The 20,594-nt window shown below is 48.0% G+C and carries 17 protein-coding genes; 10 read left to right on the top strand and 7 right to left on the bottom strand.

Annotated features, from left to right (window positions below; genetic code table 11):
* Nucleotides 1-4: 4 nt before the first annotated feature.
* Nucleotides 5-1,183, bottom strand: coding sequence for an MltA domain-containing protein (locus L21SP3_RS11025; RefSeq protein WP_077541493.1), 1,179 nt, complete (start codon nucleotides 1,181-1,183; stop codon nucleotides 5-7).
* Nucleotides 1,184-1,296: 113 nt separating this feature from the next.
* Between L21SP3_RS11025 and L21SP3_RS11020 the strand changes: the two genes are divergently transcribed.
* From L21SP3_RS11020 to L21SP3_RS10995, 6 genes are all read left to right on the top strand, one after another.
* Entirely contained in the window at nucleotides 1,297-1,998 is a 702-nt protein-coding gene (locus L21SP3_RS11020) for a sensor histidine kinase (protein WP_077541491.1), read from the top strand.
* A gap of 48 nt (nucleotides 1,999-2,046) precedes the next feature.
* Nucleotides 2,047-2,712, top strand: a complete 666-nt coding sequence (locus tag L21SP3_RS11015; RefSeq protein WP_077541489.1) for an endonuclease III domain-containing protein — start codon at nucleotides 2,047-2,049, stop codon at nucleotides 2,710-2,712.
* A gap of 30 nt (nucleotides 2,713-2,742) precedes the next feature.
* Nucleotides 2,743-4,047, top strand: coding sequence for a GAF domain-containing SpoIIE family protein phosphatase (locus tag L21SP3_RS11010; RefSeq protein WP_077541487.1), 1,305 nt, complete (start codon nucleotides 2,743-2,745; stop codon nucleotides 4,045-4,047).
* Between the two features lie 292 nt (nucleotides 4,048-4,339).
* Nucleotides 4,340-5,044, top strand: a complete 705-nt coding sequence (locus L21SP3_RS11005; RefSeq protein ID WP_077541485.1) for an HAD family hydrolase — start codon at nucleotides 4,340-4,342, stop codon at nucleotides 5,042-5,044.
* 94 nt (nucleotides 5,045-5,138) lie between these two features.
* Complete coding sequence (rpe, locus tag L21SP3_RS11000; protein WP_077541483.1) at nucleotides 5,139-5,810, top strand: ribulose-phosphate 3-epimerase; 672 nt, start codon at nucleotides 5,139-5,141, stop codon at nucleotides 5,808-5,810.
* 49 nt (nucleotides 5,811-5,859) lie between these two features.
* Nucleotides 5,860-8,655 (top strand): CARDB domain-containing protein, encoded by a 2,796-nt coding sequence (locus L21SP3_RS10995; protein ID WP_077541481.1) that lies wholly within the window; start codon nucleotides 5,860-5,862, stop codon nucleotides 8,653-8,655.
* A 6-nt stretch (nucleotides 8,656-8,661) separates the two neighbouring features.
* On the opposite strand, the gene L21SP3_RS10990 is transcribed toward L21SP3_RS10995, so the two are convergent.
* The 6 genes from L21SP3_RS10990 to trmB form a co-directional block, all read right to left on the bottom strand.
* Nucleotides 8,662-9,834: a glycosyltransferase family 4 protein gene (locus L21SP3_RS10990; RefSeq protein ID WP_077541479.1), complete on the bottom strand. Its 1,173-nt coding sequence runs from the start codon at nucleotides 9,832-9,834 to the stop codon at nucleotides 8,662-8,664.
* A gap of 1 nt (nucleotide 9,835) precedes the next feature.
* Nucleotides 9,836-10,864: a hypothetical protein gene (locus tag L21SP3_RS10985; protein ID WP_077541477.1), complete on the bottom strand. Its 1,029-nt coding sequence runs from the start codon at nucleotides 10,862-10,864 to the stop codon at nucleotides 9,836-9,838.
* A complete protein-coding gene (cdaA, locus tag L21SP3_RS10980) occupies nucleotides 10,861-11,697 on the bottom strand; it encodes a diadenylate cyclase CdaA (RefSeq protein WP_077541475.1) in 837 nt (278 codons plus the stop codon). The genes L21SP3_RS10985 and cdaA overlap by 4 nt, the downstream gene beginning before the upstream one ends.
* Nucleotides 11,698-11,776: 79 nt before the next feature.
* Nucleotides 11,777-11,983 (bottom strand): lipoprotein, encoded by a 207-nt coding sequence (locus L21SP3_RS10975; protein ID WP_077541473.1) that lies wholly within the window; start codon nucleotides 11,981-11,983, stop codon nucleotides 11,777-11,779.
* Nucleotides 11,984-12,121: 138 nt separating this feature from the next.
* The gene (locus L21SP3_RS10970; protein WP_077541471.1) at nucleotides 12,122-12,892 is read right to left on the bottom strand and encodes a DUF1638 domain-containing protein; all 771 of its coding nucleotides are present in this window, start codon (nucleotides 12,890-12,892) and stop codon (nucleotides 12,122-12,124) included.
* Nucleotides 12,892-13,524, bottom strand: coding sequence for a tRNA (guanosine(46)-N7)-methyltransferase TrmB (trmB, locus tag L21SP3_RS10965; protein WP_077541469.1), 633 nt, complete (start codon nucleotides 13,522-13,524; stop codon nucleotides 12,892-12,894). Before trmB ends, L21SP3_RS10970 begins: the two co-directional genes overlap by 1 nt.
* A 229-nt stretch (nucleotides 13,525-13,753) precedes the next feature.
* On the opposite strand from trmB, the gene L21SP3_RS10960 reads away from it, so the two are divergent.
* From L21SP3_RS10960 to L21SP3_RS10945, 4 genes are all read left to right on the top strand, one after another.
* Nucleotides 13,754-15,697 carry a sulfatase family protein gene (locus tag L21SP3_RS10960; protein ID WP_077541467.1) on the top strand — a complete coding sequence of 648 codons (1,944 nt, stop codon included), beginning with the start codon at nucleotides 13,754-13,756 and terminating at the stop codon, nucleotides 15,695-15,697.
* 182 nt (nucleotides 15,698-15,879) lie between these two features.
* Complete coding sequence (locus L21SP3_RS10955) at nucleotides 15,880-17,823, top strand: sulfatase family protein (RefSeq protein WP_077541465.1); 1,944 nt, start codon at nucleotides 15,880-15,882, stop codon at nucleotides 17,821-17,823.
* Between the two features lie 79 nt (nucleotides 17,824-17,902).
* On the top strand, nucleotides 17,903-18,904 hold the full coding sequence (locus L21SP3_RS10950) for a 2-hydroxyacid dehydrogenase (protein ID WP_077541463.1): 1,002 nt from the start codon (nucleotides 17,903-17,905) through the stop codon (nucleotides 18,902-18,904).
* A 159-nt stretch (nucleotides 18,905-19,063) separates the two neighbouring features.
* Entirely contained in the window at nucleotides 19,064-20,551 is a 1,488-nt protein-coding gene (locus L21SP3_RS10945; protein ID WP_077541461.1) for a retropepsin-like aspartic protease, read from the top strand.
* Nucleotides 20,552-20,594: the final 43 nt, after the last annotated feature.

The following is a 20,594-nucleotide window of genomic DNA, read 5'->3' as shown; positions in this document are numbered from 1 at the left end:
ATTATTATTTCGCAATAAGGTAGTAAAGTTTTCCTTCTTCATAGGTCTTCCCGGCGACCTCGCCGGCCTTAGCACCCTGCCCCATATAAACATCGCATCTGCCGGGGGCTCGAATGGCTCCGCCTGTATCCTGATCAAGCATAAAGCCCTGATACGGGTATATAACCACGTTCTGCCCTACAAGACGCGGCAGAGAAGTATCAAGGAAGGTGAGGGCTGCTCGCGGGAAAATGCTCTTGTCAGTTGCGATAGTGCGCATTCGTGTTACGGGCTCATTGATGCTGCCATGCGGAGGGCCTTCGGATTTGCGGAAGAAAACGAACCTCGGATTCTGAGCGACGATATCCTCCACCTGCCCCGTGTTGGCGCTGAAATAATCAATCATCGCCCGAAGGCTCATCTCGTCCATTGGTATTCCAGAAACACTGCTGACCTTCTCGGAGATGGATTTATACTCATGCCCGTTAGTGGCATCGTAGCCAACGGTAATAAGTCTTCCGCCGGGAAGCCTTATCTTCGCTGAGCCCTGCACATGTGCAATATAAACCTCGAACGGGTCTTCAAGGTAAATCAGCTCGAGCCCGTTGAGCATACCCGAATTAACAAGCTCTCTTCTGGGCGGATAAGGAACAATCTCACCCGACTGATTCTCTCTTCCGAGGATTTGGCCGTTATCGGCCTTAACCAGATCCTCTGGAGCCTTATAAAGCGGATACTTAAACCTTTCGGTTTTTTCGAATGAGCCGTTGAATATCGGGGTGTAGTAGCCGGTAAAAAGAACCGTCCCCCTCTTATCGCAGCCCACGGACATATAAACATCAAACTCGCTTCTTATTCTGTCGGACATCTGAGCGGGGTTCAGCCCGGAATGAATAATATCCTTGAAAAGATTCAGGCTTTCTTTAACGTCGCTGTGGGTGATTCCCTGCATCGGAAAATGATTCTCAGATGAGGGCTTGGCAAGGTAGTTGAGACTCTTGTCTATGGCCTTCTCAAGACTGTATAGATTTCTGCAAGCCCTTCTAAAGTCCGGAAGTTTGGCCGGGTCAGTTATCTTTATAAGCGCATCTTCTCCAGGTAGAAGAGGGGTGCTGTAGTCTAATTCTTCTTTTTCTACTGTCTTACAGCCCGTGAATAAAAACATTATTCCTGCTGCACAGGCGAGTATGCTTAGTCTTTTCATCAATTATTCTCCGATATTAGAAACAATTATAAAAATGTTACTGAAATTTGCCTTTATAGCAAGACAATGAACAATAAAATAAATCAGAAGATAATATAATAAAGGAAGCAGTAATGGAAAAAAACAATAAAAATCAGAAATGCAGCACAGAAGAAGATCTTCAGCGGCTCGCATACGCTGTATCTCACGATATGCGCGAGCCGCTGAGGATGATTGCAAGCTACCTTCAGCTTATCGAGATGGAGATTGGGGATAAATTCACCGAAGAAAGCAGAACCTATATGGACAACGCCCTCAAAGGGGCAAGAGATTTGAACGGATTTATCGACGGTCTCGTGGAATATTCGAGGGTTACAACGGACGGCCATAAATTTGAGCTTACCGATTTGAACGAATTAATCGAAGATGTGAAGCTGGATATGCGAAATGAGATCAAGGCGAGCGGAGCGGAGATAACTTACTCTCAGCTGCCTGCAATTCTGGTGGACGAAAGGCAGTTTCTCCAGCTGTTCCGGCATATTATCGACAATTCGATCAAGTTTCAAGGCGAGTCAGCGCCTAAAATAAGAATATACGCTGAAGCAAAAAAGGGGACGGTTGAATTTACCGTAAGCGATAACGGCATTGGTATGCACCCTGAAAATGCGCAGAAGGCAGCAGGCTTTTTTACAAAGCTCAATCCCCGCGAGGATCATCCCGGCTGCGGCATGGGGCTGGCAGTGGTAAAGAGAATAGTTCAAAGGCACGGCGGGGAGCTGAAAATCCAATCTCTGCCTGGGCACGGGACAAATATAATTTTTACAATTAGGCCGTGAACAGCAAACTGGAATTGAAACCAAACTTTTCGAGAGTATAATTATCTTATGATTCAGGAAAGACTTTTAGAAATTTACGAGATCCTTCTTTGCGAATTCGGCAGACAGAACTGGTGGCCCGGGGACAGCCGCTTTGAGATAGCAGTTGGGGCGATTCTAACTCAGAACACAAACTGGAATAACGTTGAGAAAGCTATAAACAATATAAAGGCTGAAAATATGCTCAGCCCCGAAAGCCTTTACAAATGCCCAGAGGAGAAACTCACCGAGCTTATCCGACCTGCAGGGTATTTCAACGTAAAGGCAAAAAGGCTGAAAGCCTTCCTGAAATGGCTTATTGAAAATCACGGCGCAGATATAGATTCGCTCGAAAGTATCTATGCTGGCGATCTGCGTGAAGAGCTTTTGAGCATTAAAGGCATCGGGAGGGAAACGGCAGATTCTATAATCCTTTACTGCCTTGACAAGCCGTCTTTTGTTGTTGATGCATACACAGCAAGGATATTTATCCGGCATCAGTTTATAGACCAGACAGCAGATTATGAACAAATTAAAGAGCTTTTCGAAGGCGCTCTTCCAGAAGAGAGCAAACTTTACAACGAGTATCACGCTTTGATAGTGCAGCTGGGTAAAAATTACTGTAAAAAGCGAAAGCCGCTATGCGATGAATGCCCGCTTGGGCACCTGCCCCGCAGTTTGGAAGAAGAATACTGAAGCCCGGTGGGGCTTTAGAGAAAGACAGATATGGCAAAGAAGCTGAAGAAAAAAGAAATACACGAAGAGATATACAATATCACCACCCTTGCAGCGGGCGCATTCAGTTTGCAGGAGGTGCTGGATAAGCTCGCCAAGGCAGCGGTTGAGATCTCCGGTGCAAAGGCCTGCTCTATGAGGCTTCTCTCTTCTGAAACGATGGACCTTGAAATGCGAAGCACCTATGGGCTCAGCGAGGCTTACAAGAATAAGGGTGTGGTAACAAAGGACGACCCGGTAATCAAAGAGACCTTCAGGGGAAAAGCGGTTGTGATAAACGATATGCAGAACGACAAAAGGGTTCAGTATCCCATTGCCAGCCAGAAGGAAGGTCTTGTGAGCCAGCTTACTGTATCTATGGAATTCCGCCAGAGGCCGGTAGGGGTGCTGAGGCTTTACGCCTCAAGGAAACACTTCTTCGGCGAGAACGATATCTCCATAGCAAGGCTGGTGGGCTCGCAGTGCGCCGTGGCGATAACCAATGCCCGCCTGTACGGAACAGCTATAAAAATGAATCAGATGCAGGGGCAAATGGACCTTGCAGGGATTATCCAGCGAAGGATGATGCCCAAAACACTCCCCGCTATAGAAGGGCTCGATATCGCTGCATCATACCGGCCGTGCTACAGCGTGGGCGGGGATTTCTACGACTTCACCCTAATCGACGATAAGACGCTCGTTTTCCTCATGGCAGACGTAATCGGCAAGGGGATTCCCGCTGCCATGATTATGTCTATGTTTCACGGGGGATTCAAAGCGCTTATCGAATGCGGCAGAGGCTGCCGGCGATACAGCATATTCAATTTTGCAGACGTTTTGAACAATTTCGCCTGCAAACACTGCAATAAGGGCGAATTCATAACGACATTTATCGGGGTGTTCGAATTCAGGAAGGGGCTTCTGCACTACACCAACTGCGGCCACGAACCCGGACTGCTTCTGAGAAACAGCGAGATTATCGAGCTGGATAAGGGCGGGCCGGTTCTCGGGCTTGATATTAAGTCCCAGTTTGAAAGCGGAACAATAGACCTCAAGGAAAACGATATCTATATGTTCTACACAGACGGGCTTGTGGATGCGGTGAATTTCGACGGCCATTTCTGGGGCAAAAACAACCTCTATCAAACTGCAAAGAGATGTACCCACAAAATGGATGCTGAAACAATAACTAAAACTGTGCTGAATTACCGCCGCAGATTTACCGGACTATCACAGCAGCAGGACGACACAAGTTTGGTAACGTTTAAGGTGAATAAACTCAACACCGAAACAGCACAGCCGGAATACAATATCTGATTAGATCGCTAACCTGCGAATTATTTGGGGAAAATCTTAGCAGCTTTGCAAGATTCCCACTAAGACAAAGCATTGAATCAGATTTATCATGAATATCACTGCATAACTATAACGCCAATCAGAGTGAGCACGAGCTTGTTCACAGTTTCCCAATGCAATAACTTCTTGGCTTAACCTATCTTTTCCTTTCGCCAAATTCTCAAAGTCTGGGGTGGATTTTTGCATTGTAGTTGCAAAAGTGGTAAAGTAAAATATCATACATTATGAATTTATCAGCAATAAGGGATTCATTATGAAATTTAAAGCAGTAATATTCGATTTTGACGGGGTGATAGCAGATACAGAGCTGCTTCACTATATGGCTTTCTGCCGAGTCCTCGAGAAGGAAGCGGGTAAAATAGAGAAAGACACATATTGGGATAAATACCTTGGCTTCACGGACAAAGAGGCTCTTGAGGCGATGAGCCGAGATTACGGCTTCGAGCTCACCGAAGAGAAGCTGGGCTGGCTTATTGATGAGAAGGCGGCAGTTTTTGATGAGCTTGCAAGCACAGAAAGCTGCATACTTGACGGCTTCAGCAGGCTTACAAGTTCGCTTTCGAGAGCCGGGATTAAGATGGCAATCTGTTCTGGTGCACTTTTTTCTGATATCGAGGGTATATTTTCCGCTGAAGCGGAGAGAAGCGGGCAAAACTTCTTTAAATATTTCGATGCTGTAGTAACAGCGGATGATGTAAACCGTGGCAAGCCCCATCCGGAAGGCTATCTAAAAGCCGTTGAGAAGCTTGGACGCACTGCCTCAGGCGTGCTAAGCCCAGCAGAGTGCACAGTAATAGAAGATTCGCACTGGGGACTGGAGGCCGGAGCAGCAGCGGGAGCGAAAACTGTCGGCGTTACCGGTACATACAGCCGCAGCGAGCTCGAGGCTAAGGCGGATATGGTTGTTGATTCGCTTGCTGAACTAAGCGCAGAAAAGATCAGCGGAATTTTTCAATAGCTATCAGAAACGCCTCCAATAATACGGCTTGTCATAATCGTTTAAATGTTTATCATAGAAAAGAGAACAACATCAATAACCTCTTGGAGCTTTAATGCATCTGCCTGAACCCGGAACAATAGAAATAGCCCCCAGCCTGCTCAGTGCGGATTTCTCCTGCCTTGCAGAGGAAGTTTCAGACGTTGAGAACAGCGGGGTGAAGATCATACATCTGGACATTATGGACGGCCATTTTGTTCCGAATATAACGATAGGCCCGCCTGTAGTTTCATCATTGAGGAAAACCAGCGATTTGTGCTTTGATGCGCATCTGATGATTTCCCAGCCGCAAAGATACATAAAGGATTTTGCAAATGCAGGTGCAGACCATATAACTTTCCACATTGAAGCAGAGGGAGACCCCCGAGATACAATTGCAATGATTGAAGAGGCCGGCTGCAGTGCAGGGATTTGCATTAAACCTGCCACGAGCCCTGAAGAGGTTCTTGAGATTGCATCCTTATGCAGGATGATTCTCGTTATGACAGTAGAGCCGGGTTTCGGCGGGCAGGTTTTCCGCGAGAAGTGCGCTGAGAAATGCGCTTTTCTCCGAGAAACTCTGGGCAAGGATTTGAGAATTGAGGTTGACGGCGGAATAAACGAACAGACCGCAGGCAAAGCCGGGCAGCTCGGGGCAGATACATTAGTTGCCGGCTCGGCTGTTTTCGGCAGCAGAAACCGCAGAGAAGCGATTGAGAAAATCGCCGATTCAGCAATCAAAAGCTGATTCAGTTCTCGGCGGCTTCAGATATCTTTATTAAAATGGAGGTAATATTATGCTCAGGCATATCATTATTTTGATTACCCTCTCCGGGCTTGTTATGGGTTATTCAGGCGGGGACGGCTCTGCTGGGGATCCATACCAGCTCAGCTCTTCAGCGGATATTCTCCAGCTCAGCTCTTCCAGCAGCGACTGGTTTTCCAACTTCGTTCTCACTTCCGATATTGAGCTGACAGGGGAGGATTTCACCCCGATAGGCACAGCCTCACAGCCCTTTTACGGGAATTTCAACGGCTCAGGCTACTCTGTGAGCGGGCTCAGCATAAACCGAAGCGATCTCTCAGTGCTCGGTCTTTTCGGAATGATTGGCGATGATGCAATAGTGGAAAATCTAACGCTGACTGGAACTGTTGTTTGCTCAGATGGCGGCTGGGTTTACGGCGGCCTGCTTGCAGGCGCCAACAGAGGCTTCATTCTCAACTGCACGACTAACGGGACAGTGAGCATAGACTCATCTACCGCTTATTCAGGCGGGATAGCAGGCTCTAATGAAAATCTCGGGGTTATCTCCGAGAGCAGCTTTTCGGGCACAGTTTTCTCCAACAGCACCTCAGGCGGAATCTCTGGAATAAGCGAAGGCCTCATAGACGAATGCACTGTTTCAGCAACGGTAATCGCAAGAGACAATCCAGCGGGCTTTGTGTATGCCGGAGGAATTGCAGGGATAAACGGAATCGACGGAGCGATTAAGCTGTGCTCCTCAACGGGCGTTGTGGATGCATCCGTAAACCTCGATTCGAAAAACACAACCTCCTGCGCCGGCGGATTCGCAGGCTACTGCGACCAGTATTCCAGCATACGCAAATCCGGCACAGACTGCGAGGTTAATTCATTCTCCTCCGGCCTGACAGCAAGCGCATTTGCAGGCGGCGGAGTTGGCCAGAGCAATACCGAAACCGCAGCTGAGAAAAGCTTTGCGTCTTATACTGCCTCAGCGGATGCCCAGGGGCAAAGCGCATACAGCTATTCTGGAGGCTTCTTCGGTCAGTCCGGGAGCAATGTAAGCAGCTGTTTCGCCTTGGGCTCGGCCGAATCTCTCGCTTCCGGCAGTCCGGACATAGCTCTTTCAGGCGGTTTTATAGGAAACTGCACTGGAGGTGAAATATCAAACTGCTATTCAGCAGGTTCGGCTTCAGGAAAAACAGACAGCTCAGCAGGATTCATCGGAAAAACTTCCGACGGCCAAGGCACGGCCTGCTTCTGGGACACAGAGGCAAGCGGGCTGGATAATGCAATAGCACGAAACAGCGGGTTAAGCTTTGATATTACCGGGCTAACCACTGCCCAGATGCAGAGCTCTTCATCATTCATTGATGCAGGCTGGGATTTTGCTTCTGTATGGCAGATGCCTGCAGATGGAGGATACCCAGAGCTTCAGGAGGCAGCGGCTCCGCAGAATGAGCTCGCAGAGCTTTCAATAACCTCCCCGGGGAGCCTGCCGGAAAATATTTCTTCAGGCCAGATTATCACCTTAGACGTTAGCATTTTGAATTCCGGAGCAGCCTCCACCAACGGAAGTTTCCGGATGAGGATATACTATGCAGGCCAGGAGCCGGTAAACTGCGAAACCGCATCTTCTGCGGGTTTCCAGCAAATAGGCGAGCTGGAGGCGGGCGAATCCCGCGTGGAGCAGGTGAGCTTTGAGGTACCCGAACTCTCAGGGGATATATACTTCGTGCTTATGATAGACAGCGGACGCAGCGTTGAAGAAAGCGATGAAACAAACAACTGCTCAGATGTTTTGTCCTCGCAGATATATGCCTTCTCCGGCGGTTCCGGAACACCCGAAGACCCGTTCTGGATATCGGACAAATCCGAACTTATCTATCTCGGAGAAAACCCCTCTCTATACAACAAGAGCTACATACTGACTGATGATATAGATATGGGCGGTGAGTTTTTTGACAATTCGGTAATCAGCCCGAACGACCCTATGCAGAGCAGCTTTACAGGTGCAAAATTCACGGGCACATTCGACGGAGCTGGCAGGGTGCTTAGAAATTTCACGATCAATGCCCCATATACCAACTATGCAGGCCTTTTCGGGGCGGTAGCAGAGGGCGGCGAGATAAAAAATCTGCACATATCCGAAGCGGAAGTAAGGATATCAAGAGCCAACTATGCAGGCGGATTTGCAGGCCTTCTGGAAGGAAAAATCACAGGCTGTTCAATCAAAAATTCAACAGTGGATGCAGAATACATATCCAAATATGCAGGGGGGATTGCAGGTTCGGCCGATGGCAGCTCTGCTGAAATCAGCGACTGCTCAAGCTTTGCAATGGAAACGATAATCGCCTCTCTGTATGCCGGCGGAATTGCTGGAGAGGTGAGCTCGGGGGCAGATCTTACGCTGTGCTTCTCTGCAACAGATGGTCTTGAAGCTTCGTACTATGCGGGGCCTTTGGCAGGGGCTGTGAGGAACGCTCAGATCAGCTCTTCATACTGGGACAGCTCCATTATGGCTCCCGGCAGCGCTGAAGAGCCCTCTGCAGGGCTGGCTGAGAATGCCGGAATCACTGCTTACCCGAGAACTACCGAGCAGATGAAAACCCGCTCAAATTACGCCGACTGGCCTTGGCGGACGCTCTGGCATCTAAGCCCGGGCAGGTATCCGGTTCAGATATCACGAGTGGATATAAATCTCGATAACTACGTAGATGGAGACGACCTTATACATATTGCCTATAACTGGCTGAGCCAAACCCCAGCGGAGGCCGATTTCAACCGAGACGGGACAGTGGATATCACAGACTTCTCAATCGGTGCGAATTGGTGGCTTAGTGAATATTAGAGGGCTTTAGATAGCAGCACCGGCCCTGCGATAGGCATTTTCGATAGATTCAAGCATCTTTCCAGGACTGAAAAGCTTAACTGCAAGCTCTCTTCCTGCTGCGCCGAGCTGTTCGCGAAGCTGCGGGGATTCTGCAAGCTCACTGCACGCGCGGGTGAGCCCTTCAATATCCATCGGAGCAATGAGCCTTCCGGTATTCTCATTCACCACTTCCGCTGCTCCGTCGATATCAAAGCTCACCACAGGTTTCCCGCAGAGCATTGCCTGAGGCAGAACCCTAGCGAGCCCTTCTCGCAGGGAGCAGTGAACGAGGAAATCGCTGCAATGGATGGCAAGAGGTATCTCTGAGGGCTGAAGCAGGCCTGTAAAACGGAAATTATCGCTCAGCCCTGCCCTTTCGATATCGGCCTTAATCTTTTCGGTGAGGCTGCCGTTTCCAACCAAGAGCCAGATGAGATCGGGATATTCGCTGACGAGCCTTTCAGCGGCCTCAATGATATAGTTATGCCCTTTTAGCTCTGTAATCCTTGCTATGCAGGCGGCAACGGTGCTGGATTTGCCTAAAGAATATTTTTCGCAGAATTCTTCGCTCTGCTCGCGTGAAGGAGGGTTTTGAAAATCCTCAACATCAACAGCAGAATATGCCGTGCTGAAAAGCTCGGGGCTTCCTATTCCATTGGCAAGGCATTTTCGCGTCATAGTGTCTGCAACAGAGATAATCGCATCGCATTTTTTTGCGGCAAATTTTTCAATCTCGATATACATCCGGCTTAAGAGCGGATTCTGGTATTCGTGAAAGGCAAGTCCGTGAATGGTATGCACAACTGCGGGGCGGGAGCTTTCATCTTTTATATTCCAGCCCGCAAGCCTTCCAAGTATGCCTGCCTTTGCCGAATGAGTATGCACGATATCAGGTTTGAGGCTTTTGAGCAGTTCTTTCAGGCCGGTATAAGCACGCATATCGGTTAGGGGGAGAATCGGGCGGAGGATATCAGGCTGAAGAATCAAGTCAAATTCTTCCTTCTCGGCCTGCTCCATTAAATCGCCCTCCGGGCCTGGGCTCGGGCCTGTTATCAGCGTAACATTGTGCCCTCGTTTTACCTGCTCACGGCAGGTTATGATAGTATTTTCCTGAGCGCCACCTACAATCAGACGCGTTATAACGTGGACAATATTCATTCTACTCAACAGAAATAAGCTTGAATGTAACTCTCGGCTCTACTCCCGATTCCACAGGCGAGATAAGGTCTTCCTTCCGGTATTCTTCCGGGAAGAAGTAGTGCACTTTTCGTTCTATCGGCTCGCTTTCGGTTTTATCCGAACCGGGAAGGTCTTCAGGATACACATACACTATCATCTGATACTGCTTGGCCTTATAGGCCTCGTAGGCCTCACGGGTAGAATTAATCTGTATTGTAGTAAGCGCTTCGCTTCGTGAGATGATCTTAACGCTGTACTGCTCTGCTATATTTTCATTCATAAGCACCCCGATTCTCGGCCCGTTCAGGAGGAATGTTTCCAGCTTGCCCTTTTCTGTTTGAATAGAGACTTCGACGGGATTTTCGTAGTACGTTCTTCTGCCGGGTTCTATTTCAACATAGGCCTTTGCCTGAGCTGCGTCTTCGGAGGCCTCGCTTATCTGCTGCTGAGAAAGGCTGACAACGGCCTTCAGGTCATCTCCGCTCCAGTGCGGCGGGACATACATCTCAACGGAAGCAGGCTCTGTTACTGCGTTCAGAATTAAGTTGTTGTTCTTGTCTATGCAGGTTAGCCCGAGCTGTTTTTTCTGGAGCTGCTGAGTTGTTACCTCAATCGAGGATGGCTGGCAGTTCTCTACAGTAAGCCCGAGCCTTCGAACCCTCGGTGAATCCTGGATAAGCCCTCGTACGGGATACTTAAAGCTCTCAGACCTGCCTTCAAGAACGCTCGGGTCGAAATATACCTCAAGTGCTGAAAGCTCCCTTTTCAGCTCGTCTATACGTGCAGAAGGCCCCTTGAAATCTGCCCGAACGGTTGTGGAATCTGAATCCCCGAGGCTCACCCAAAGATTCTCCGGCTGGGAAGTGGCAAGCTTTATCTCCACCTTCTTATCTTTGAGTATAGTATCGTTAGACAGATCCGCCCACACCCATATAAGCAGCGTAAGAAATGATACAATTACTATCTTGCTTGCACTTTTCTCTACTGTTTTTTTATCTGGATACTTCACTGGCGTTTGCCCCTTTTAACGGAACCGCCTTTTCCCGTGAACGGCTTGTTGAGTTCGGCAATCTGTTTTTTAATTTCGGTTTTCTTGACATTCCTCTCGAGCTTCCCGTCCACAGCGAGAGATATTGTGCCTGTTTCCTCGCTCACTACAAGAGCTGTGGCATCTGAGGCCTGGCTGATACCAACAGCGGCGCGGTGGCGCGAGCCAAGCTGTGAATCATCAAGAGAGCCGATCTCGGCGAGCGGGAGCTGAATACTTCCGGCGACGATTCTGTCACCTCGGATTATCACAGCCAAATCGTGAAGGGGTGTGCCTTCGTAGAAGATCGTTTCAAGGAGCTGACTGGAGACTGCGGCATCCATACGCACGCCGGTTTCTATGTAATCACGAAGACCTACTCTGCCCTCAAAAACTATTATAGCACCTGTTTTCTGCTCTGAAAGATTGTTCACTGCAATGAGCACCTCTTCAAGCGCTCTTTCTACATCGGGACGGGCTGAGGGAGATATGCCTGCCTGGCCTATGCGTATCAGCGCACGGCGCAGCTCGGGCTGAAAGGCCGCTACAGCAGTAACGAGAATTGCAAGCAGAAAGCCATTGTAAAGGAATTCAACCCTCTCAAGGGAAAAACGCTCTACAAACAGCTTGAGGATTATAGCGCCGGCAAGCAGGATGAAGAATACGCCCCTGAAGAGCCTCTCGCCCCTTGTGCCCTCCAGAAAATTGACAACCCACCATATAATCGAGCCGATGAGTACGAACTCTATAACCACTACAAGAGGATCATAAGAGCCGACTCTCTGCAAATAATATATGATAGGAGCCAGATCCATCTAAAGTCCTGTTCTGAGTGAAATACTCTTAAAACGCATCCATTCCCTTGGAGTGCGATTTCTTCGGCGAATTATGAAATTATCTTATGTATTTGTCGGTAAGTCTTGACGGACGGTCGGAATGCAGAAGAACGTTTATGTCGTCGTTAAGCTGCTTGGCTCCAACGTCCTGAATATTCATATATTCTCTTTGCCGCTCAGCAGCAGTCATACCGAGGCCTTTGCCGCAGCCGGACAAAACCGTAATCGCCGAAGCGAGAAAAATAACAATGATTGCTTTTTTCATTTTTTCCCTTTTCAGATTGTGGTTTAAGCTTTATTAAAACCGCTTTTTCAATAACAGGTAAGTCTAACAGCGGAATTGGTCTGTGTCAATCAAAAAGAGGCCATATTTTTCCAATTTTATCAGTCGAAATAGGTCGGCTCAGTTTTCATCGGTGCTGCCCATTATTTTATCATCGCAAACGCTTTCCTGAATCACTTCTCCCGGCGGAACGATGAGGAACTCATCCTCATCCCAGTGGGCATCGAGCATTTTCTGGAAAAGTTTGCTGCTGCCCTCGATCTTTCGATACTCCCATTCGAGGTATTCGGCGCATTTCTGGGTATAGATTTCGTATTCCTTCGTATCAAACTCCGGCCACTTCACAAAAAACGCCTTCGAATACTCCTTTATCCAGCTCTGCTCCATCTCCATGAGGTATTCAGCGTTGTCCTCGCCGAATTTCTCGACATACTCCTGCCTCATCTTCTCGTGCTTTTCCTGCCCCGGCATAAGGCAGGTTTCAATCCAGCCGGGTGAATACCAGAATATCCCCTTCTCCGAATCGAAAAGTTCCTGATACCGGTGCCTGCTGCCGAGCAGTATAGCGGCGCAGTCGTGGGCGCGAGTGATAACGAGCGGGAGCTCAGATCTGATACCCAGTACGCTGTTGCTGCAGAGCCCGTAGCCCAGCAGGATTGCATCATATTGATTGCCCTCGCTGTCCTTTGTGCCGGCCAAGGCTTCGGCGAGAGTTTCGTTCAGCTTTTCCGGTGTATCATGGAGGCTTCTCCGCAGAAACTGAATATCCACAATGTTCCTGCTTCTTGCTGCACATAGATAAGCCTCGCGTCTGAGAGCTTCGCAGCACAGGAGTTTTAATCTTTTCTGCCCTTCCAGCGGGCATTTATCTGGGAGTAATTCCGGCATCATTATTCTCTCTTTCTAACGGCAGCTGTTTTAGTAATTCTTCCTTCAGGGATGTACTTACGCTCAAAATTTGTTCCTGTTTTCTCGCCTTCTGCAGCTCCAGCGGGCTTTATAAAATCAATCTCCTCCAGCTCACCCTGCCCGCTCTGGAAAAGCACTTGGCATATCTGCTGGTAATAGTCGCTGTGGTCTGTAGCGACGTTTATAATCCCGCCGGGCTTGAGCGTTCTGAGAAGCTCGGGGAGGTTCTTGTCGCTGATAAACCTGCGTTTATTGTGCTTTGCCTTGGGCCAGGGGTCGGGGAAGTAGATATGGTAGCAGTCAATGCTCCGGTCTGCTACGTGCGCCCGGATAAAAACAGCGGCATCGGTACGAAGCATACGAACGTTGGCGAGCCCCCATCTGCGCATCCTGTCTGCGGCATACCGGTAGTATTTTCTCGCCCATTCGATGCCGATAAAATTCACCTCCGGCTCAGCAGATGCCTGATGGACGAGAAAAGTGCCTTTCCCAGAGCCGATTTCAATATGCAGAGGGGCTTGGCGGGCGAAAACATCGCCGCTGAAATCTATGAAGCCCTCATAATCTTCCGGTTTTATTATATAATTCTCGCTTAACTGATTTACAGTTCTCATTGATTGTCCTGTGATAATAAAATATTGAAATTGGAGCAGAGCAATTATATTGAACTTTGAGATTAAGACAAATCGCGCCTGCGCTGGGGGAAAAATGTCTGTTAATGCCCTGCTCAATACATTAACATAACAAAGCAGTATAGACGATGGTTTTAATGCGCTGATTTGCCAGTTTTTTGTAAAAATGTTATGATAATATTTTATTGAAACGAATTTTAAGGAGATTATCGTGCAAAGCCGAAGAAGTTTTCTCAAGAATGCAGTTGGTTTGGGTATTGCGGGGCTCGCGGGGAATGTTTTCTCGGCACGCAGCGAACAGGATATGCCGAATTTCCTCTGGCTTACAATAGAAGATACAAGCGCCTATGAATTTGGCTGTTACGGCAATAAAACCGTTAAAACCCCAAACATCGATTCTCTCGCAAAAAAAGGAATAAGGTTTACCAATGCTTGGTCTAACGGTCCGCAGTGCACGCCGGCAAGATCAACCCTTATAACCGGCTGCTACGCTACCAAATACGGAATGGATTATCACGGAAGGGAGTACAAAACGCCGGGCGATATATTCTATCCAGACTATCTTCGTAAAATCGGGTACTACTGCACCAACAACCATAAGACACACTACAACACCCAGGAAAACCATAAGCAAATGTGGGATGAATGCAATAATAAGGCCTCTTACAGCAGCAAAAAAAGACCGAAAGGCAAACCTTTCTTTTCTATATTCAACACTTTTCTTACCCATATGGGGCGCGTGCGTTCTTTCACTCTTGAAGGACGCAGAGATTTCTCCAAAGATGGAATTGAAATGCAAGAGCTCGATCTGCCTGAGCACGTTCCGGACATCGATGAAACCCGCTCCGATTACGCATTTCATCTCGAGGGAGTGCAGGATGTTGATAAATGGGTTGGCTTATTCCTAAAAGACCTGCGAGAGAAAGATCTTGCTGATGACACAATAATCTTCTTCTACAGCGACCACGGCGGCTCCCTGCCCCGCGGAAAGGCATTTGTTTACAATACAGGCCTGCAGGTACCGCTGATAATATATGTCCCGCCGAAATGGCAGCATCTGGTAGATTTCAAACCTGGAACTGTATCAGACAGGCTCGTAAGCTTTGTTGACTTTCCCGCCACGGTTTTCAGCATCGCAGGCAAAAGAAAGCCCAGCTATATGCAGGGCAAGGCGTTTATGGGCAAATACTCAGAGCCGCCCCGGAAGTATCAGTTTGGCTTCCGCTGCAATCAAGGTGCTCACTACGATCCTGCAAGAACTGTTTCCGACGGAAAATACAAATACATACGCAGTTATATCCCCCATAAGCCCCGCTGCCTTAGAAACTTCTACCAGTGGGGGATGCCGGCGAATCTGGGCTGGGATGAATACGTTTTATCAGGCGGGAAGAAAGACGAGTGGCTGCAGCCTTACAGGCCCGGGCAGCCTGAGATGCTTTTTGATATTGAAAAAGACCCTCAAGAGATCAATAATATTGCCGAAGATGAAAAATACAAGCAGAAGCTCAAGGAGCTGCGCGGGGCGATTTCAAATCATATAAGAGAAGCAGGCGATTTAGGATTTTTCCCGGAATCAACCCGCCATAAAAACATCGATTTATACAGCTGGGTTCGTGAAAAAGACTTCCCGCTTGAAGAGCTTCACAAGGCCGCAGAACAGACATCTGAAGGCAAAAAGTCCTACAAAACAAGCTTTTTAGAAAGGCTTAAGAGCAAATATACATCCATTAGATTCTGGGGAGCTGCGGGATTTGCTGAGATTGCCTCTAAGAATAAACTTTCAGCAGATATGTGCCCGAAAGAGCTAGAGAAGGCAATGGATGATGACAACGATCAGGTGGCTATGATGGCCGCTGAGGCCTGCTGCTATTACGGCAAATACGAAAATGCCCTTGATATGCTCTTAGATTCTCTGATAGAGAACAATAATGGATACGCATTCGCCTCTCTTGAAACGATGACCTGGCACGAAAAGACTAAGCAAAAACTTAGGGAAAAGGTTGACTTGCTTGAAAAAAATAAAAACAGCAACATGGTTCGTGCGCTTCTTGTAAATCTGGGCAAGCTCCCTGCTTCCGAGCTTTACAAAGATAAATATAAGAAAAAGGGCATCAAAGTGAATGAAAAGCGAAGAGCAATTTGGCCTACTCCATAGAAAATTATTCAAGGACTCAAAGCTTTTAGCCTCGAAATGTCTGCTGAATCATTTTTTAACGCATAAAAGTATAAAATGAATACAGCAGTATTAAGCAGAAAAAATTAAAACTGCTGATTTGTCAGAATCTTGTAAAAATGTTATGATAATATTTTATTGAAACGAATATTAAGGAGATTATCGTGCAAAGCCGAAGAAGTTTTCTCAAGAATGCAGTTGGTTTGGGTATTGCGGGGCTCGCTGGAAATGTTTTCTCTGCTCAAGGCGGGCAGGATATGCCGAATTTCCTATGGCTTACAATAGAAGACACAAGCTACTACCAGTTTGGCTGCTACGGCAACGAAACCGTTGAAACCCCGAATATTGATTCACTCGCAGAGAGGGGGATAAAGTTTACTAATGCCTGGTCAACAGGGCCTCAGTGCTCTCCGGCACGCTCGAGCCTTATTACCGGCTGCTACGCAACGAAATACGGAATGGATTTTCACAGAAGACGGTTCAAAACGCCGGACGGTATCTTCTATCCGAACTACCTTCGCGAAATCGGCTACTACTGCACCAACAACAAAAAGACCGACTACAACACCAAACAGAACCACTGGGAGATGTGGGATGAGTGCTGGAAGAAGGCCTCCTACGACAGCGGAAAAAGGCCTAAAGGCAAGCCATTTTTCTCGATATTCAATACAATGGCAACTCACATGGGGCGCGTGCGTTCGTTCACCCTAGAAGGACGGCGAGACTTTTCCAAAGACGGGATTATGCCCAGAAAGCTCGACCTGCCCGAACACGTTCCGGACATTGAAGAAACCCGCTCTGATTATGCGTTCCATCTTGAGGGCGTTCAGGATATTGACAAGTGGGTTGGAATATTCCTCAAGCACCTCCGCGAGAAAGATCTCGCTGAGGACACGATAATCTTCTTCTACAGCGACCACGGCGGCTGCCTGCCACGCGGCAAGGGCTTTGTTTACGATACAGGCCTTCATATTCCGCTGATAATATACGTTCCGCCGAAGTGGCAGCATCTTGTGGAATTCGAGCCCGGAACGGTTTCAGACAGGCTTGTAGGATTCGTAGATTTCGCACCGACTATATTCAGCATCATAGGCGAGAGGAAACCGAGCCATATGCAGGGCAAGGCGTTTATGGGCAAATATGCAGAGCCTCCACGGGAGTATCAGTTTGGCTTCCGCTGCAATCAGTCTGCCCACTACGACCCGGCGAGAACCGTTACCGACGGGAAATACAAATACATCCGAAGCTATATCCCGCATAAGCCCCGCTGCCTTAGAAACTTCTACCAGTGGGGGATGCCTGCAAATCTGGGCTGGGATGAATACGTCCTTTCAGGCGGGAAGAACGACGAATGGCTCCAGCCCTACAGGCCCGGACCTTACGAGATGCTTTTTGATGTCGAGAAAGACCCCAAAGAGCTCAACAACCTTGCTGAAGACAGCAAGCACAAGCAGAAGCTGATAGAGCTTAGGGGTAAGATTTCAGAGCACATAAGAGAATCCGGGGATTTAGGTTTCTTCCCTGAATCAACCCGAGACAAAAGCATTGATTTATACAGCTGGGTTCGCAAAACAGACTACCCCCTCGATGAACTGCACAAAGCGGCAGAACAAGCATCAGAAGCCAAAACATACTACAAATCAAGCTTCTCAGAAAGGCTGAAGAGCAAGTACCCGTCAGTAAAATTCTGGGGGGCAGTGGGCTTTGCTGAGATTGCATCGAAAAATGAGCTCTCAGCGGAGATGTGCCCGACAGAGCTGCAGAAGGCAATGGATGATGAAAATGAGCAGGTGGCTATGATGGCTGCTGAGGCCTGCTGCTATTACGGGAAATACGAGAAGGCTCTCGACAAACTTGTTGATTCGCTTATTGAAGATAAAAGTAATTATGCATTCGCCTCGCTTGAAACTATGACATGGCACGAAAAGACCAAACAGAAGCTGATGGAAAAGGCTGAACTGTTTGAGAAGCATAAAAATGACACAAAGGTTCGGGCTATCCTGATAAATCTGGGAAAACTGCCTGTTTCCGAGCTTTACACAGAGAAAAACAAGGAAAAGGGCATTGAAGTAAATAAAGACCGCAGGGAGCTCAAGCCTACGCCCTAATCTCAGAGAGAAAGTATTAGAACTTCATTCGCTCGGTCTCGTAGCGGATTGTGTAATATTCGGTCAAAACGGGGAAAATATGAAAATAGCATTATTCAGCAACAAAAGCTACACGCAGAATTTTATGCAGAAGCTAAATGAGAGCTACGGGCATGAGATTGAATTTTTCGAAGATCGGCTGAACCCCGAAACAGCCCATCTGGCAGAGGGCTGCGGGGCCGTATGTGCTTTCGTAAACGACGAGCTCGGAGAAGAGACTATTAATAAGCTCGCTGCGGGGGGAGTGAAAGCCATCGCCCTTCGCTGCGCAGGCTACAATAACGTTGACCTTTGCGCTGCTAAAAAGCATGATATAAAGGTTGTGCGCGTGCCGGCGTATTCCCCGAACGCGGTAGCAGAGCACACAATTGCTATGATTCTCGCCCTCAACAGGAATCTATGCCGGGCGAGAACGAGGGTTCGAGAAGGCAACTTCGAGCTCAAGGGGCTGCTGGGATTCGACTTGAGCAAGTCTAAGGTAGGGATAATAGGCACTGGGAAGATAGGCGAGATTGTGCTGAAGATCCTCAAGGGCTTTGAATGCGAGCTCTACGCATACGACCCGTATATAAACGAGGAATGCGAGAAGATGGGGGTGAAGTATCTCCCGCTTTATGAGCTTTTGCAAACCTGCAACATCATCAGCCTTCACTGTCCGCTTGTAAAGCAGACTCATCATATGATCAACAAAGATGCAATAGATAAGATGTGCGATAATGTTATGCTTATAAACACAAGCCGCGGGGCACTGATTGATACCAAGGCTGCAATTGAAGGGCTAAAAAGCGGAAAGATACGATACCTCGGGCTCGATGTTTACGAAGAGGAAGAAGAGCTTTTCTTTGAAGACCTCTCTGATGAGATTATTACAGACGACACCTTCGCAAGGCTTCTTATGTTCCCTAATGTGCTGGTAACAGGGCATCAGGCATTCTTTACGAAAAACGCTCTCGAACAGATCGCAGATACCACTCTGAGCAACGTTGCGATGGTGGAAAGAGGCGAGCAATGCCCGAACCAGATATGCCCCAAGTGCGTATAAATTAATGAAAATGAATCTCCTTCGTGCATCAAACACGGCAATGTAACAAGGCAAGGGCTCCGGACGGATTCGGAGCCCTTTTTTTGTGTCTTCAGGGAAATATAATTTTCAGATAAGGCATCTGCGTGTTATAATCTGAAAAAACTTCGAGAGGAAATTATGAAGAAATTATCATTTCTTGTTTTGGCTTTTGCTGCAGGCGTCTGCTCGGCCAAAACAAGCGAAGGGTATCTGCCGGGCGGGCTTGAAATAAAGGCTGTGCGATGGCTTTCCGAGAAATCCGCAATCTCCCCTATGAACGAGTCTCCGGATAATCCTTACCTTATAGATTCACCTTCGGTTATCGGGTTTGTGCCTTATGCTGCCATAACGCTTACAAACCAAAGGAAGCAGGATCTGGAGTATGAGGCGGTTAAGGAACATTATGTTAGAGGAGGCCCGCTGATTTCGGATCCAAATCAGAATTATGAGGTGGGCGTGTTTGATACCGGAGCATCTTCAATGGTTTTCGGATATGAAAAACGTATGAATCTCGGCCTCGACTACTACTATATGACAAGCAATTACATGACAATAGGCGGTATTGCAGGATTCGTGGACACCCTTGTTTCCAAGCCCATAGGCGTTTATATCGCAGGTCTTGGCTCTATAGACGAACAAACAGGCGAATTATCGCTGGATGATATGGTTGGGCTTTCAAATTTTGCCGTACTGGCAGGCGAACCCCCTGCTGAAGACGAACCCGATCTGCCTACTGTTATAGGCTGCCCGATGGCGGCAAGCTGGAGTGTTACTATAAATATGGACACGCAGATTTCATTGGACAAGAATTCACTCAGCTACTCCGGGCCTAAGCTGGAGGTGTTCGATTACGACGACCCGGAGATACCGGATTATCCAAACAGCATACCGCTTGAGCTCCGGCCGCTGGGGGCTGCGATGATATCCTACACCCCGAGTCTTGACGGGCTCGGCGGAGATTTCAGCCCTACTTCGCCTTCGGTAATCACAGGTATGAGCTCTCAGAGCCTTATGTTTGTTTCTGCTGTTGATATGGAACACAGCGGCAACCTCGCCTATGATAAAGACAGATTTATGTTCGATACCGGAGCTCAGGCTACAATAGTCGGCAGCAGGGTTGCAGCGAGGCTCGGGCTAGACCCGATGAATCCGGATTTCGAGCTGTACGCATCCGGCGTTACCGGCGAGATAATAATGCTGCCGGGCTTTGTGATAGATAAAGTTACGATTCCGGCTCTTGGCAACTGGCTCGAATTTACAAACGTTCCTGTGGTAGTGCATGATGTGCCCTCGCCCGAGGGGGGGACGCTGGACGGGATAATCGGGACGAATCTGTTCAACGATTTCAATTTGGTATTAAACGGAGGCGGAATAGGATTTGAAGACGATCCTTCAATCGATTTTATCCCGCGTAACGTTCCTTTCGTGCCTGCTGATTTCGCCCCCGAAAATCCTGACGGAATGGTTGATATGGCGGATTTCGATTTCTTCCGCAATTACTGGCTCACTGAATACGGCCAGCCCGGTTATGTGCAGAAGGCTGATCTCGCTCCGTATCCTGTGCCTGATGATATAGTAAACATTATTGATTTTGCAGAATTCGCTTCGCAGTGGAAAGAGTTTTAATATTAACTTGATTAAAACAGATGCTTTGCTAAGATTACCCGCA

It is taken from the genome of Sedimentisphaera cyanobacteriorum (genome assembly GCF_001997385.1).
In the GTDB taxonomy this organism is placed as follows: Bacteria; Planctomycetota; Phycisphaerae; order Sedimentisphaerales; family Sedimentisphaeraceae; genus Sedimentisphaera; species Sedimentisphaera cyanobacteriorum.
The sequence above is the reverse complement of the archived record's forward strand: the minus strand, read 5'-3'. Positions and strand labels throughout refer to the sequence as shown.

Excerpts from the sequence above, each read along its gene's own strand:
- L21SP3_RS11025 (WP_077541493.1), bottom strand. The coding sequence starts at position 1,183 with ATGAAAAGACTAAGCATACTCGCCTGTGCAGCAGGAATAATGTTTTTA.
- L21SP3_RS11010 (WP_077541487.1), top strand. The coding sequence starts at position 2,743 with ATGGCAAAGAAGCTGAAGAAAAAAGAAATACACGAAGAGATATACAAT.
- L21SP3_RS10970 (WP_077541471.1), bottom strand. The coding sequence starts at position 12,892 with ATGATGCCGGAATTACTCCCAGATAAATGCCCGCTGGAAGGGCAGAAA.
- L21SP3_RS11020 (WP_077541491.1), top strand. The coding sequence starts at position 1,297 with ATGGAAAAAAACAATAAAAATCAGAAATGCAGCACAGAAGAAGATCTT.
- L21SP3_RS10975 (WP_077541473.1), bottom strand. The coding sequence starts at position 11,983 with ATGAAAAAAGCAATCATTGTTATTTTTCTCGCTTCGGCGATTACGGTT.
- L21SP3_RS11005 (WP_077541485.1), top strand. The coding sequence starts at position 4,340 with ATGAAATTTAAAGCAGTAATATTCGATTTTGACGGGGTGATAGCAGAT.
- L21SP3_RS10995 (WP_077541481.1), top strand. The coding sequence starts at position 5,860 with ATGCTCAGGCATATCATTATTTTGATTACCCTCTCCGGGCTTGTTATG.
- L21SP3_RS11015 (WP_077541489.1), top strand. The coding sequence starts at position 2,047 with ATGATTCAGGAAAGACTTTTAGAAATTTACGAGATCCTTCTTTGCGAA.
- L21SP3_RS10990 (WP_077541479.1), bottom strand. The coding sequence starts at position 9,834 with ATGAATATTGTCCACGTTATAACGCGTCTGATTGTAGGTGGCGCTCAG.
- L21SP3_RS10950 (WP_077541463.1), top strand. The coding sequence starts at position 17,903 with ATGAAAATAGCATTATTCAGCAACAAAAGCTACACGCAGAATTTTATG.
- cdaA (WP_077541475.1), bottom strand. The coding sequence starts at position 11,697 with ATGGATCTGGCTCCTATCATATATTATTTGCAGAGAGTCGGCTCTTAT.
- rpe (WP_077541483.1), top strand. The coding sequence starts at position 5,139 with ATGCATCTGCCTGAACCCGGAACAATAGAAATAGCCCCCAGCCTGCTC.
- trmB (WP_077541469.1), bottom strand. The coding sequence starts at position 13,524 with ATGAGAACTGTAAATCAGTTAAGCGAGAATTATATAATAAAACCGGAA.
- L21SP3_RS10945 (WP_077541461.1), top strand. The coding sequence starts at position 19,064 with ATGAAGAAATTATCATTTCTTGTTTTGGCTTTTGCTGCAGGCGTCTGC.